We start from the raw sequence: 14,582 nt of genomic DNA, 5'->3' as shown, positions 1-14,582 counted from the left end.
ACTCATGAACCCCATCGTAATAAACAGGCTGCAGCGGAAGCTGGGCTACACTTTTCAACAGCAGGAGCTCTTACTGCAAGCGTTAACTCACCGTAGCGCCAGCAGTAAACACAATGAACGTCTCGAGTTTCTGGGTGATTCGATCCTTAGTTTTGTCATCGCCAATGCGCTCTACCAGCGTTTTCCTCGCGTAGACGAAGGAGACATGAGCCGCATGCGTGCCACGCTGGTGCGGGGCAATACGTTGGCGGAGATGGCGCGCGAATTCGACCTGGGCGAATGTTTGCGTCTTGGGCCGGGCGAGCTGAAAAGTGGTGGATTCCGCCGCGAGTCGATCCTGGCGGATACGGTGGAGGCACTGATTGGCGGTGTGTTCCTGGATAGCGATATTCAAAACGTCGAGCGCCTGATTTTGGACTGGTATCGTAGCCGGTTGGACGAAATCAGCCCCGGTGATAAGCAGAAAGACCCGAAAACCCGTTTGCAGGAGTTTTTACAAGGTCGTCATCTGCCATTGCCAACATATCTGGTGGTGCAGGTTCGCGGTGAGGCGCACGATCAGGAGTTTACTATCCACTGTCAGGTGAGTGGTTTGAGCGAGCCCGTCGTGGGTACCGGTTCAAGCCGCCGTAAAGCCGAGCAGGCGGCAGCGGAACAAGCGCTGAAAAAGCTGGAGCTTGAATGAGCGAAGAAAAACAATACTGCGGTTTTATTGCGATCGTAGGTCGTCCCAACGTGGGCAAATCCACGTTGCTGAACCAACTGCTGGGGCAAAAAGTCTCCATCACCTCGCGTAAACCACAGACGACCCGTCACCGCATTATGGGTATCGATACCGATGGCGCTTATCAGGCCATTTACGTCGACACCCCGGGTCTGCATATCGAAGAAAAGCGTGCCATCAACCGTTTGATGAACCGCGCGGCCAGCAGCTCAATCGGCGACGTCGAGCTGGTGATCTTCGTCGTGGAAGGCACCAACTGGACTGCCGATGATGAAATGGTGGTCAACAAACTGCGCGGCCTGAAAAGCCCGGTTCTGCTGGCGATCAACAAGGTCGACAACGTTACCGACAAATCCAAGCTGTTGCCGCACATTGCGTTCCTCAGCCAGCAGATGAACTTCCTGGATGTGGTGCCGATCTCTGCCGAAAAAGGCATGAACGTGGACACTATCGCGGCTATCGCACGCAAAGTGTTGCCGGAAGCGGAACACCACTTCCCGGACGATTACATTACTGACCGTTCCCAGCGCTTTATGGCGTCGGAAATTATCCGTGAAAAGCTGATGCGTTTCCTGGGTGAGGAACTGCCTTACTCGGTGACGGTCGAGATCGAACAGTTTGTACCGAATGAGCGCGGTGGTTACGACGTGCACGGTCTGATCCTGGTTGAGCGTGAAGGCCAGAAGAAGATGGTGATCGGCAACAAAGGTTCGAAGATCAAGACCATCGGTATTGAAGCCCGTCAGGACATGGAACAGATGTTTGAAGCCAAAGTGCATCTGGAGCTGTGGGTGAAAGTGAAATCGGGCTGGGCGGACGACGAACGTGCGCTGCGTAGCCTGGGCTATACCGACGACCTGAAGTAATACCGCCTATGGATGGCTGGGAGCGCGCTTTCGTCCTGCATGGGCGGCCCTTTAGTGAAACCAGCCTGATGCTGGACCTGTTCACGGAAGGTCATGGGCGGGTGCGCTTGCTGGCGAAAGGCGCACGCAGTCGCCGTTCTAATCTGAAGGGTTGCTTGCAACCCTTTACTCCTCTGTTAGTACGCTGGGGCGGTCGTGGCGAAGTTAAAACGCTGCGCGGTGCCGAAGCGGTCTCCCTCGGTTTACCCCTCAGCGGCATGATGCTTTACAGCGGCCTTTACGTGAATGAACTGTTGTCACGGGTGCTGGAGCAGGAAGGCAACTATTCGGTGTTGTTCTTCGATTATCTGCAATGCTTACAGGCCCTGGCAGCGGAAGACAGCTCCCCGGAGCATGCCCTGCGGCAGTTCGAATTGGCGCTGTTAGGGCACTTGGGTTACGGGCTGGATTTCCTCCATTGTGCTGGCAGCGGTGAGCCGGTGGATGATGGCATGACCTATCGCTATCGGGAAGAAAAAGGCTTTATCGCCAGCCTGGTGGTGGATCATTACAGCTTTACCGGCCGTGAACTCCGCGCCCTGGATGAACGCCAATTCCCCGATGCAGAAACCCTGCGTGCAGCCAAGCGCTTTACCCGCATGGCGCTAAAACCCTATCTCGGCGGTAAGCCGCTCAAGAGCCGTGAACTGTTTCGCCAGTTCGTGCGCAAACAACCCGATACCCCCGTCGACGAAGCCTAAGCGGTTTCTGCTTTTGCCGTTTTGCCCGCCCGTGTAAACTGCTGCTACTGAAAATGACTTAGTAGAGGGTTGTCATGGCTGATTTACTGCTGGGCGTCAATATCGATCATATTGCCACGTTACGTAACGCGCGTGGCACCAATTACCCGGATCCGGTGCAGGCGGCATTTATTGCCGAGCAGGCGGGGGCCGATGGCATCACCGTTCACCTGCGTGAAGATCGCCGTCATATCACCGACCGCGACGTGCGTATCCTGCGCCAAACCATCCAGACCCGTATGAACCTGGAAATGGCCGTCACCGATGAAATGCTGGATATCGCCATTGAGCTGAAACCTCAATTTTGTTGTCTGGTGCCGGAAAAGCGTCAGGAAGTGACCACCGAAGGCGGGCTGGACGTGGCCGGGCAGCAGGACAAAATGGCCGTGGCGGTTGAACGCCTGGCGCAGGCTGGCATTTTGGTTTCGTTGTTTATCGATGCCGATCACCGTCAGATCGACGCGGCGGTAGCCGTAGGTGCACCTTATATCGAGATCCATACCGGTGCCTATGCCGAAGCGCAGGGCGATCTGGCCGTGCAAGCCGAGCTCAAGCGTATTGCCAAAGCGGCTACCTACGCGGCCAGCAAAGGCCTGAAGGTGAATGCGGGCCACGGTTTGACCTATCATAACGTGCAGCCGATCGCCGCGCTGCCAGAGATGCATGAGCTGAATATCGGCCATGCCATTATTGGCCAGGCGGTGATGAGCGGTTTACCGGCGGCGGTGGCTGACATGAAGCTGCTGATGCGGGAAGCGCGTCGCTAATGGCGGTACTGGGCTTGGGAACCGACATCGTGGAGATGGCGCGTATCGAAGCGGTGGTGGAACGCAGCGGCGATCGCCTGGCTCGCCGGGTGTTAAGCCCGGCCGAATGGGAGGTGTATCAGCAGCATCAGCAGCCGGTACGCTTCCTGGCGAAACGTTTTGCGGTCAAAGAGGCCGCCGCCAAGGCGTTCGGCACCGGCATCCGCAACGGCCTGGCGTTCAATCAGTTCGAAGTGTTCAATGATGCCCTGGGTAAACCCAATATCCGGCTGCATGAACGTGCAGCCGAGCTGGCGCAGGAGATGGGGGTCAAGTCGATCCACGTTTCTTTGGCGGATGAACGCCGCTATGCCTGTGCTACGGTGATCATCGAGGGGTAATTGCCCAGAGTGGTTGCCAGGTGCCGGAGACAATCTACTCCCCTCATCCCAACCTTCTCCCACAGGGAGAAGGAGCTAGTTAGGCGTTGCCGTCTGTTACAGAAGTCAGTCTGTGGCACATTCGTTGGAAGAGCAAAGGTGAGCTCAATAACGATAAATAGCTCGATCGGCCCCCTTTGGGAGAGGGCATTGAACTCACAGACTATCGGCATGGTGCAGCACGACAAACTTGTCCCACAGCTGTTCCTGGTTCTCTACGTGCTGCGGATCGGTAATGATGGTGTTATCGATCGGGCACACCTGCTGGCAGGTTGGGGTCTCGTAATGCCCCACACATTCGGTGCAGCGGTTGGCATCGATCTGATAAATCTCATCCCCCATCGAAATCGCCTGGTTCGGGCATTCCGGCTCGCACATATCGCAGTTGATACATTTTTTGGTAATCAATAAAGCCATATCAATAAGTTACTCATTTAATCTTTTAAAATAAGCACTGGTTCGGTCAGCCGGTTTAACGGGGGTGCTTATTACTGTCAGGCAAACACCACTTTAAGACTGCCGGGTGTCCGGCGTGGCTTGCCTACCACAATTTGTACATCACGCCCTAAGCGGGTCAGGCATTCTAGCATTTTGGCTTCGCTGATGCCCCGGAACTGGCCGCGCAACAGATTAGACAGCTTGGGCTGTGTCATCCCCAGGAGCTTTGCGGCCTGCTCTTGTGTCAGACGGCGACTTTTGATGATGTCGCCAATTGTGCTGGCAAGTTGGGCTTTAACCTGCATTTCTTCAGCGCCGTCGCTGCCAATATCGGCATAAACGTTGCCGCTGCTGACTTCGATATCTTGGCTCATACTATGTCCCTCTGGCATGATTTTCTGCGGCTTTCAGTCGTTCACGGATTTTGTCCATATCTGGTTTCGGTGTGGCGATCCCGGCTGAAGACTTTTTCTGGAATGCGTGCAGAACATACACGGCATCACCAAACTTAACGGTATAGACTGCACGATAAGTATCAGTAAGAAAGTCTTAGTACTCCTGCCCCACCAAACCCTCTTAAGGGTTTCGTCTGGGAATGCTTACCACCTGCCTGCGCCAAGTGTAGAGCATAGCCGAAAACATCCTGAACCTCTTCGGGTAATGACTGGAGGTCTTTCTTACTGCTACCAACCCAATATAGTGGCTTCATCCGCGTTATCCATGCGTCAAATTATACCTATATGGATATAATTTAACATGACCAATGGTCGATTTATACTCAGAAAGCGAAAGAAGTTGATTTGATTAGTTCATACCACGTGTCCAACCGGCTCGTGCTGGAGCAGAGCCATAAACAGCAGGTCGGTCAGGGCGAACTGCGCGGTGCTGGAAGATATTGCCGCGCTGCGGATATTGGGCTCTTGCGCAATGGTATAAAGGCAGTGATCGGCCCGTTGCTGTAGGCCATTAGGTGAGAAGCTGGTCAGTGCCAACACCTTGGCTCCGGCAACACGCGCTTCTTCGGCAGCCAGGTTGATCTCCCGCCGTTCACCGCTAAACGAGATCGCCAGCAGCAGATCCTCCCTACTCAGCGCCTTTATCGTCGCCAGTTGAACGTACATATCCGCTTCTGCCACCGCCATCACGCCAATCTTTAGCAGCTTGAACGACAGGTCTTTGGCCACTAGCCCGGAAGCCCCGATGCCGACCAAGATCACCCGCCGCGCCGCGCGCAGCATCTCCAGGGCGGTAAGCAGCCGCTGTTCACTGTTGATATCCAGGGTAGCTCGTAATGCGGCCTGCTTTTCCAGTAGCAATTTCTCACCGACGGTTTTGAGCGGATCGCTGCTGAGGATGTGATTATGGACCGTCACCACCGGTGCGACCTGCGGTTGAGCCAGCACCTCACCCAATGCCAGCTTCAGCGCTGGAAATCCCTTGTAGCCCAGTTTCTGGGCGAACTTGACCACGCTCGATTGGCTGACACCGGCCAACTGGGCCAGCTTTTGTGAGCTGAGGTGGCGGGCCTGTTCGGCGTTATCCAACAGAAAGTCCGCCAGTTTGCGATCGTTTTGTGCCAGCGATGGGTAAATCTGACGAATGCGAAGAAGGGTACTCATGGTTTTTTCCTTTGAGCCAGCCAGCATTCTGCCATGCCGGTGGCAAAACGGGCAGCAATCATTTTTGCGAGCAGGCCGCTGAAACGCTTGCAGCAACACTATGACTTGATGAGTTAACGCGCCTGTGGCGTTGACCAATGTCGGTTGTATCTGGTCGGTCTAGTGATTACGATAATAGCCGGTTGTATTTTCACCTGCATAATGGGGTCAACGATCCTGAGGAGTAACGTTTGACTGACAAACCGGTTGCACAGGCCCAGCGCGTGGTATTTTTCGATCTGGATGGCACTTTGCATCAGGAAGACATGTTTGGCAGTTTCCTGCGCTTTTTGCTACGGCATCTGCCGTTGAACCTGGTGCTGGTGGTGCCGCTGTTACCCATTATCGGATTGGGTTTGTTGATCGGTGGGCGGGCGACACGCTGGCCCATGAGCCTGCTATTGTGGGCAATGACCTTTGGTCGTTCAGAGGCCAGGCTGAAAGCGCTCGAGGCGAAATTCGTCGACTATTTTCGCCGTAAGGTCACCGCCTTTCCGGTCGTGCAGATGCGTTTGCGCCAGTACCTGGATGCCCAGGATGCTCAAGTGTGGTTGATCACCGGCTCGCCGGAACGGCTGGTGGAGCAGGTTTATCGGGATTCTGCGTTCCTGCCACGGGTACGGCTGGTGGGGAGCAGCATTGTGCGTCGCTACGGGGGCTGGGTGTTGCCCATGCGCTGCCTGGGCGTTCAAAAGGTGGTGCAACTGGAGCAGCGCCTGGGAGCGCCATTGAAACTGTTCAGTGGCTACAGCGATAGCAAGCAGGATAACCCTTTGCTCTATTTTTGCGAACACCGCTGGCGGGTGGGTAAAGAAGGCGAGTTACAGCAGTTGGATTAAATAAGGCTCCCCCAGTCAAACGAGGGAGCCTGGCAGCGGTTACATGGCTGCTTTAAAGATGGCCACAATCTGTTCGTGGCTTGCCTGGATTGGATTGGTAAATCCGCAGGCATCGTTCAGGGCGTTAGTGGCTAACGTAGCAAAGTCTTCTTCTTTGACCTGCAGATCGCGTAAGCCAGCAGGAATTCCCACGTCTTTCGCCAGTTGGCGAATGGCGGCGATACAAGCGGCAGCGCCTTGCTCATCGCTAAGGCCTGCAACATTTACGCCCATAGCGGCGGCAATGTCTTTCAGACGCCCTGCGGCAACCTGAGTATTGAACTCTTGCACGTGCGGCAACAGCACGGCGTTACACACGCCATGTGGCAGGTTGTAGAAGCCACCCAACTGGTGCGCCATAGCGTGCACATAACCCAATGAGGCGTTATTAAATGCCATACCGGCCAGGAACTGGGCATAGGCCATGTTCTCGCGCGCCTGCATGTTTTGCCCGTCGTTGACTGCATCACGTAAAGACTCGGCAATCATGGTGGCGGCTTTTAGCGCGCAGGCATCGGTGATTGGGTTGGCGGCGCTGGAGACGTAGGCTTCGATAGCGTGGGTCAAAGCATCCATACCGGTGGCAGCGGTCAGGCCTTTTGGCATGCCAGCCATCAGGTGAGGATCGTTGACCGACAGGATCGGAGTCACGTGCTTGTCGACAATCGCCATTTTGATGTGGCGCGCTTCGTCGGTGATGATACAAAAACGCGTCATCTCCGAAGCGGTACCCGCAGTGGTGTTGATCGCAACGACCGGCAACTGCGGCTTAGCTGAGCGATCAACCCCTTCATAGTCTTTGATTTCCCCGCCGTTAGCGGCGACCAGGGCAATCCCTTTCGCACAGTCATGCGGCGAACCGCCACCCAGAGACACGACACAGTCACAGTGATGTGCGCGCAACAGTTCCAGGCCCTGTTTTACGTTTTCCGTGGTCGGGTTGGGATGCGTGCCGTCATAGACGCAGCTTTCAATGTTCTGTGCCGCTAACAGGGCTTGCACCTGAGCGACGACGCCAATGCCGTTCAAAACCTTGTCGGTCACGATCAGTGCGTTATGCAGACCATGCTCTTTCATGGTTTTTGCCGCGTCTTCCAGACAGCCGGAACCAATCATGTTGATGGAAGGGATAAAGAATGTTGAGGCAGCCATAAACTACTCCTTATAAAGGCTTTTTGCGTGAGGTAAACATTATCGTGCTAATGCTTAAGAGAATATGATCTATCACAATTTAGTTAGAAAAAATTTGCTTAATTCTGCAGCTTGATTTTCCACCAGTTTATAACGTTTATCTGAAATTTTAAGAAATGAATAAAATTTAATCATCATTAAATATGATGTTATTGATTTGTTGGTGGCGTTTTGAGCGATCGACAAATGTGGCCGGTTCAAGCTTATTTGCATCAACAAGGCCGAGTGGCTGCGGCAAAAGGGACTAGTGTGTATAATGCCCGCCGCGATGCGCACGAGGATTGATGTGGTGAATGAATATAGTGATGAGTATTGGATGCGTCAGGCGTTAAGCCTGGCTCAACGTGCGCAGGAAGAAGGTGAGGTGCCGGTTGGGGCGCTGCTGGTGCTGGACAATCAGGTGATTGGCGAAGGTTGGAACCGGCCGATCGGCCGCCACGATCCCACCGCTCATGCTGAGATCATGGCGCTGCGGCAGGGGGGAGCGGTATTGCAGAATTATCGCCTGCTGAATGCCACGCTGTATGTCACGCTGGAGCCTTGCGTGATGTGCGCCGGGGCGATGGTGCACAGCCGCATCCGTCGTTTGGTATACGGCGCGGCCGATGAAAAAACCGGAGCGGTGGGTTCGCTGGTGGATATTCTGCGCCATCCGGGCATGAATCATCAGGTAGAAATCGTCTCGGGCGTGCTGGCAGAAGAGTGCGCCGCCACCCTCAGCAACTTTTTCCGCATGCGTCGCGAGCAGAAAAAAGCGCTGAAGCTGGCGCAACGGGCCGGAAAAGACCCACAATAACTACATATTGAATCACTACAGGGCGAGCGCCAGCTTGGCTTCCACGGCAGGATAGCCTTTGGCCAGTTCGGCCTGTTTCATTGCTTCTACCGCCTTCTTCTCTTTTTCCAACAGATAGCCCACCAGGCTGACCTGATAACGGCGGATGTTTTCCACGTAGTTATAGGCTTCGCGGCCACGGGCATAGCCATAGGTGAGTGATGGATAGTAGCGCTTCTGGCTAAGCATCGGCAGGCGCTGTTTCACGTCGACCCAACTGTCGGGGTTGCCTTGCTGGTTTTTGGTGAGTTTACGCGCGTCCAGCATATGGCCCCAGCCCATGTTATAGGCGGCCAGTGCGAACCAGATCCGCTCATCTTCTGGTACCGTGTCGGGAACTTTCGCCATCAGACGCTGCAGATAGAGCGCCCCGCCTTGAATACTCTGCTCCGGATCGAGCCTGTCGGTGACGCCCAGGCCGTCTGCAGTGGCTCTGGTCAGCATCATCAGCCCACGGACACCGGTGGGGGAGGTCGCCTGAGGATTCCAGTGAGATTCCTGATAGGCGATGGCGGCCAGCAGCTTCCAGTCAATTTCGCTGGCATACTTTTCAAACAGCGAGCGGAAAGTGGGCAATACCGAGTCGATGGCCGACAGGAAGGTTTTAGTATCAACGTAGTCAAAACTGCCCACGTGTCCCAGATACTTCTCCTCCAACCGTGCCAGCGTGCCGTCTTCTACCCTTTGGCTATAAAAATCCAGCAGCGCAGCGTACAGGCTATCGTCATTGCTGCGCTTCAGATACCAGGTCACTGGCTCTTCATCGGTAATGTCAAAAGCGACGGCCAGCTGTGGATGGATACGCTGCAGCAGGGCAATGGTCACGGAATCGCCGATGGTGTAATCCAGCTTGCCATCGGCCACCTGTTCCAGCAGCTCTTTTGACGTCATATCGCTCGACGCTTCCCAACTGAGATCGGGGTATTTGCTTTGTTTTAGCTGCTTTAGCGTGCTGACGTGCGCCGAACCGGAGGCCACCGCCAGCTTGCCTTTGATATCGGCAAAGGATTTTGGCCGCGTGGTACCCAACCGATAAACCAACTGCTGGGAAACGGAATAGTACGCCGGGCCGGTACTGGCGCGGCTGAGGCGATCCCGGTTGTAGATTAACCCGGCGGCGAGAATATCGGCATTGTCGTCATCGAGATCGTCAAACAGGTCATTGATGTTTTGGTGTGGGATCACCACCAGCTTGACCCCCAGGTAGTTGGCAAAGCTTTTGGCCAGCTCATAGTCAAGGCCACTCGGCCCCTGTGGGGTAGTGAAATAGGTTAACGGTGAGTTTAACGTGCTGACGCGCAGTTCCCCACGCGCTTTGATCGCCTCGAGTTGGCCTCCCTGTCCACCACGCCAGGCGATATTGGGCCACAGGGCTAGCGCCAGCAACAGGGCCACAACACCGATTAGAATGTAATTTATTTTTAGGCGTTTCAAATAGTTATCTCAAATAGATGCACGCTTTATATTGACCGGAATCAGGATTTTTTCATGGTTAAATCACCAGTGCCGGGGCATTTTGCGCAACATTACGCCAGCGTGCAACTTTATTGATAGGTTATGAGAATTCGGCAGCGGGAATAGCTTTTATCAATAATAGCTACGCAAACGGTTTCGTCGGCGGCGCGGATTATCTATAATGGCGCGCGTTTTCCCCCTGTTGCGCCCAATGAAGTGCTGAACCCAGTTGCTTCGAAGACGAGAGAACTTTGATTATGGAAATACTGCGTGGTTCGCCCGCTTTGTCGGCTTTTCGTATTACCAAACTACTGTCCCGCTGCCAGGATGCTCAACTGCCGATCGTTGATATCTATGCCGAGTACGTTCACTTTGCCGATGTCAGCGCACCGCTAAGCGCCGAAGAGCAGGCCAAGCTGCAGCGGTTGCTCAAGTACGGCCCTTCTCTCGCTGAACATGCTCCGCAAGGCCGCCTGCTGTTGGTGACGCCGCGCCCGGGCACCATTTCGCCGTGGTCTTCCAAAGCCACCGATATTGCCCATAACTGTGGCCTGACGCAGGTGGTTCGTCTTGAGCGCGGCCTGGCATTTTATGTCACAGCGCCGACCTTGACCGATGCCCAGTGGCAACAGCTTGCCTCCCTGCTGCACGATCGCATGATGGAAACGGTATTCAGCGAGCTGCAACAGGCGGAAACACTGTTCTCTCATCATCAGCCCGCACCGTATCAGACGGTGGATATCCTGGCCCGGGGCCGCAGCGCGCTGGAACAGGCCAACACCAAACTGGGGCTTGCCCTGGCGCAGGACGAGATCGACTACCTGCTGGCCGCCTTTACCGAGTTGGGGCGCAACCCAACGGATATTGAGCTGTACATGTTTGCACAGGCCAACTCCGAACATTGCCGCCACAAGATTTTCAACGCCGACTGGGTCATCGACGGCGAACAGCAACCGAAGTCGCTGTTCAAAATGATCAAGAATACCTTTGAGCAGACGCCGGACTACGTGCTTTCTGCCTATAAAGACAACGCAGCGGTGATGGAAGGTTCCCAGGTAGGGCGCTTCTTTGCCGCGCCGCAAAGCGGCCTGTATGACTATCATCAGGAAGAAGCACACATCCTGATGAAGGTGGAAACCCATAACCACCCGACGGCGATCTCGCCTTGGCCAGGAGCTGCGACCGGTTCTGGCGGTGAGATCCGCGACGAAGGCGCTACCGGCCGTGGCGCGAAGCCGAAAGCTGGCCTGGTAGGGTTCTCGGTTTCCAACCTGCGTATTCCGGGTTTCGAACAGCCTTGGGAACAGGATTTCGGCAAGCCGGATCGCATCGTCACCGCGCTGGATATCATGACCGAAGGCCCATTGGGCGGTGCGGCATTCAATAACGAGTTTGGTCGCCCGGCGCTGGTCGGTTACTTCCGTACTTATGAAGAGCGCGTCAATAGCCACAACGGCGTTGAGCTGCGTGGCTACCACAAACCGATCATGCTGGCAGGCGGCCTGGGCAACATCCGCGCCGATCATGTGCAAAAAGGTGAGATTACCGTGGGTGCCAAACTGGTGGTGCTGGGTGGCCCGGCGATGAACATCGGTTTGGGCGGCGGGGCGGCTTCTTCGATGGCCTCTGGTCAGTCTGATGCCGATCTGGATTTTGCTTCCGTACAGCGTGATAACCCGGAAATGGAACGCCGCTGCCAAGAGGTGATCGATCGCTGCTGGCAGATGGGCGATAGCAACCCGATCCTGTTTATCCACGATGTGGGGGCCGGTGGCCTGTCGAACGCGATGCCGGAACTGGTTAGCGACGGTGGCCGCGGGGGCCGTTTCGAACTGCGTGACATTCTCAACGACGAGCCGGGCATGAGCCCGCTGGAAGTGTGGTGTAACGAATCTCAAGAGCGTTATGTGATGGCAGTAGCGCCTGAGCAGATGGCGACCTTTGAGGAAATCTGCCGCCGTGAGCGCGCACCTTTTGCGGTGATTGGTGAAGCGACGGAAGAACGCCATCTGACGCTCAACGATCGCCACTTTGACAATCAGCCGATCGACATGCCGTTGGATGTGCTGTTGGGCAAAACGCCAAAAATGACCCGCGACGTGAAACGTCAACAGGCGAGCGGCGAAGCGTTGCAGCGTGCTGATATCTCCATTGCCGATGCGGTCAAGCGGGTGCTGCACTTGCCAGCCGTGGCGGAGAAAACCTTCCTGATCACCATTGGCGACCGTACCGTCACCGGCATGGTTGCGCGCGACCAGATGGTTGGCCCGTGGCAGATCCCGGTAGCTGACTGTGCGGTAACCACGGCCAGCCTGGACAGCTATTACGGGGAAGCGATGTCGATCGGTGAGCGTGCTCCCGTCGCATTGCTGGATTTTGCCGCCTCAGGCCGCCTGGCGGTAGGGGAAGCGCTGACCAACCTGGCCGCGGTGGAAATCGGTTCGCTCAAGCGGGTGAAACTTTCTGCCAACTGGATGGCCGCAGCAGGCCACCCTGGCGAAGATGCCGGCCTGTATGAAGCGGTGAAGGCGGTGGGTGAAGAACTTTGCCCTGCGCTGGGGATCACCATTCCGGTGGGCAAAGACTCGATGTCGATGAAAACTCGCTGGCAGGAAGGCAATGAACAGCGGGAAATGACGTCACCATTGTCGCTGGTGATCACCGCGTTTGCTCGCGTGGAAGATGTGCGCCACACCGTGACGCCGCAACTGCGTACCGACAAGGGTGATAGCGCACTGTTATTGATTGACCTGGGTAATGGTCACAATGCCCTGGGGGCAACGGCGTTGGCGCAGGTTTATCGCCAACTGGGCGACAAGCCAGCCGATGTTCGCAACGTGGAGCAATTGGCCGGTTTCTTCAACGCGATGCAGCAACTGGTGGCGGATCGTGCGCTGTTGGCCTATCACGACCGTTCTGATGGCGGCCTGTTGGTCACCTTGGCCGAGATGGCATTTGCCGGGCATTGCGGCGTAGAAGTCGATATTCAGGCGCTGGGTTCCGACGCCTTGGCTGCCTTGTTCAACGAGGAACTGGGTGCGGTGATCCAGGTGCCAGCTGCGCAACTGGCAGCCGTACAGCAAGTCTTTGCCCAACACGGTCTGACGGATAACGTGCATCACCTTGGCCAGGCGCTGAGTGGCGATCGTTTCGTTATCACCAGCGCTGGCAAACCGGTGTACAGCGAAAGCCGCAGCACTCTGCGTACCTGGTGGGCTGAAACCACCTGGCAGATGCAGCGCCTGCGTGATAACCCGGAATGTGCCGATCAGGAGCACCAGGCCAAGCAGGAAGAGCGCGATCCGGGCCTGAACGTCAAGCTGACTTTCGCTACGGACGACGACATCGCGGCACCTTATATCGCCAAGGGCGCACGCCCTAAAGTTGCGGTATTGCGTGAGCAAGGGGTTAACTCCCACGTTGAGATGGCCGCAGCGTTCCACCGTGCCGGTTTCGATGCGGTTGATGTTCACATGAGCGATCTGCTGGCAGGCCGCCGCGATTTGCAAGAGTTCCACACGCTGGTGGCCTGTGGCGGCTTCTCTTATGGCGACGTGTTGGGGGCTGGTGAAGGCTGGGCGAAATCGATACTGTTCAACGAGCGCGTACGCGATGAGTTTGCCGATTTCTTCCATCGCCCGCAGACCTTGGCGCTGGGCGTTTGTAACGGTTGCCAGATGATGTCCAACCTGCGTGAACTGATCCCGGGGGCTGAACATTGGCCGCGCTTTGTGCGCAACCTGTCGGATCGTTTCGAAGCGCGCTTCAGCCTGGTGGAAGTGGCCAGTAGCCCGTCGCTGTTTATGCAGGGTATGACAGGTTCGCGCATGCCGATTGCCGTCTCTCATGGTGAAGGCCATGTAGAAGTGCGCGATGCGGCGCATCTGGCGGCGTTGGAACATCACGGCCTGGTTGCGTTACGCTTTGTCGACAACCATGGTCAAGTGACCGAAGCTTACCCTGCCAACCCGAACGGCTCACCGAATGGGATTACCGCAGTGACTAGCAGCAATGGCCGCGCCACCGTAATGATGCCGCATCCAGAACGCGTGTTCCGCACCGTCAGCAACTCCTGGCATCCAGAGGAGTGGGGTGAAGACAGCCCTTGGATGCGCATGTTCCGCAACGCTCGCAAGCAACTGGGGTAATTTAACCTGAGGTTTGCGTGAAGTTTACTGAGGCGCCGCATTGGCGCCTTTTTTATTTCTTTATTTTTTAATCGGTTAGCCCGTATGTCGGTTTTTTGAGACAAAGGCCATATTGCCTGTCTCTAAAAAGAGACATTTAACTCTTTGATTTTTATATGAGTTAAATCGATTGGATTTAGTTGTCGTGTTTTGGCGACGGTATGTCGGATTAATACTCAAGCTCGACTACCCAAGTAGAGCGCCGGAAGTGATGTTAAAATAAATTATCTTTAATAAACAATGTGATATAAATATTTTCATAAAGTTGGCACGGAAGGTGCATTATAACTATCAGTTGCTCATTCAACTTTTTATGATTGGCCCCGTCTAGTACGGAACAGCGCCTCATAAGCCTCCGAATGATGCCTAAGAAATGGTGCCTATC

Annotated in this window: 13 protein-coding genes and 1 pseudogene; 8 read left to right on the top strand and 6 right to left on the bottom strand. The window is 55.4% G+C overall.

The window, feature by feature from the left end:
• Positions 1 to 4 precede the first annotated feature (4 nt).
• The 5 genes from rnc (at position 5) to acpS (ending at position 3,516) form a co-directional block, all read left to right on the top strand.
• Positions 5 to 685 (top strand): ribonuclease III, encoded by a 681-nt coding sequence (rnc, locus tag KGP16_RS19955; RefSeq protein ID WP_021178901.1) that lies wholly within the window; start codon positions 5 to 7, stop codon positions 683 to 685.
• Positions 682 to 1,590: a GTPase Era gene (gene era, locus KGP16_RS19950; RefSeq protein WP_094982606.1), complete on the top strand. Its 909-nt coding sequence runs from the start codon at positions 682 to 684 to the stop codon at positions 1,588 to 1,590. The genes rnc and era overlap by 4 nt, the downstream gene beginning before the upstream one ends.
• Before the next feature lie 8 nt (positions 1,591 to 1,598).
• Complete coding sequence (gene recO, locus KGP16_RS19945; RefSeq protein WP_021178899.1) at positions 1,599 to 2,330, top strand: DNA repair protein RecO; 732 nt, start codon at positions 1,599 to 1,601, stop codon at positions 2,328 to 2,330.
• Positions 2,331 to 2,404: 74 nt separating this feature from the next.
• A complete protein-coding gene (gene pdxJ / locus KGP16_RS19940) occupies positions 2,405 to 3,136 on the top strand; it encodes a pyridoxine 5'-phosphate synthase (protein ID WP_071683945.1) in 732 nt (243 codons plus the stop codon).
• A complete protein-coding gene (gene acpS, locus KGP16_RS19935; protein ID WP_059201551.1) occupies positions 3,136 to 3,516 on the top strand; it encodes a holo-ACP synthase in 381 nt (126 codons plus the stop codon). The genes pdxJ and acpS overlap by 1 nt, the downstream gene beginning before the upstream one ends.
• A gap of 195 nt (positions 3,517 to 3,711) precedes the next feature.
• Here the strand turns inward: acpS and KGP16_RS19930 are convergent, their stop codons facing one another.
• From KGP16_RS19930 to KGP16_RS19915, 4 genes and pseudogenes are all read right to left on the bottom strand, one after another.
• Positions 3,712 to 3,972, bottom strand: coding sequence for a YfhL family 4Fe-4S dicluster ferredoxin (locus KGP16_RS19930; protein WP_071683942.1), 261 nt, complete (start codon positions 3,970 to 3,972; stop codon positions 3,712 to 3,714).
• Between the two features lie 77 nt (positions 3,973 to 4,049).
• Positions 4,050 to 4,367: a helix-turn-helix domain-containing protein gene (locus tag KGP16_RS19925; protein ID WP_024484273.1), complete on the bottom strand. Its 318-nt coding sequence runs from the start codon at positions 4,365 to 4,367 to the stop codon at positions 4,050 to 4,052.
• A 1-nt stretch (position 4,368) separates the two neighbouring features.
• A pseudogene (locus KGP16_RS19920) lies at positions 4,369 to 4,702 on the bottom strand (type II toxin-antitoxin system RelE/ParE family toxin).
• Positions 4,703 to 4,802: 100 nt separating this feature from the next.
• Entirely contained in the window at positions 4,803 to 5,612 is an 810-nt protein-coding gene (locus tag KGP16_RS19915; protein WP_094982605.1) for a MurR/RpiR family transcriptional regulator, read from the bottom strand.
• A 230-nt stretch (positions 5,613 to 5,842) separates the two neighbouring features.
• Between KGP16_RS19915 and yfhb the strand changes: the two genes are divergently transcribed.
• Positions 5,843 to 6,490, top strand: a complete 648-nt coding sequence (gene yfhb / locus KGP16_RS19910) for a phosphatidylglycerophosphatase C (RefSeq protein ID WP_021178894.1) — start codon at positions 5,843 to 5,845, stop codon at positions 6,488 to 6,490.
• 39 nt (positions 6,491 to 6,529) lie between these two features.
• Here the strand turns inward: yfhb and yiaY are convergent, their stop codons facing one another.
• Complete coding sequence (gene yiaY / locus KGP16_RS19905) at positions 6,530 to 7,681, bottom strand: L-threonine dehydrogenase (RefSeq protein ID WP_059201549.1); 1,152 nt, start codon at positions 7,679 to 7,681, stop codon at positions 6,530 to 6,532.
• Positions 7,682 to 8,009: 328 nt separating this feature from the next.
• Here yiaY and tadA point away from each other — a divergent pair, with 328 nt between their 5' ends.
• A complete protein-coding gene (tadA, locus tag KGP16_RS19900; protein WP_024484269.1) occupies positions 8,010 to 8,516 on the top strand; it encodes a tRNA adenosine(34) deaminase TadA in 507 nt (168 codons plus the stop codon).
• A 15-nt stretch (positions 8,517 to 8,531) separates the two neighbouring features.
• On the opposite strand, the gene mltF is transcribed toward tadA, so the two are convergent.
• Positions 8,532 to 9,989, bottom strand: a complete 1,458-nt coding sequence (mltF, locus tag KGP16_RS19895) for a membrane-bound lytic murein transglycosylase MltF (protein ID WP_037376561.1) — start codon at positions 9,987 to 9,989, stop codon at positions 8,532 to 8,534.
• A gap of 275 nt (positions 9,990 to 10,264) precedes the next feature.
• On the opposite strand from mltF, the gene purL reads away from it, so the two are divergent.
• Positions 10,265 to 14,158, top strand: a complete 3,894-nt coding sequence (gene purL, locus KGP16_RS19890; RefSeq protein WP_223501551.1) for a phosphoribosylformylglycinamidine synthase — start codon at positions 10,265 to 10,267, stop codon at positions 14,156 to 14,158.
• The last annotated feature ends 424 nt before the right edge of the window (positions 14,159 to 14,582 follow it).

Source organism: Serratia sp. JSRIV006, from assembly GCF_019968685.1.
GTDB classification, from domain to species: Bacteria; Pseudomonadota; Gammaproteobacteria; order Enterobacterales; family Enterobacteriaceae; genus Chania; species Chania fonticola_B.
This window is presented reverse-complemented; position numbering and strand designations above follow the sequence as displayed.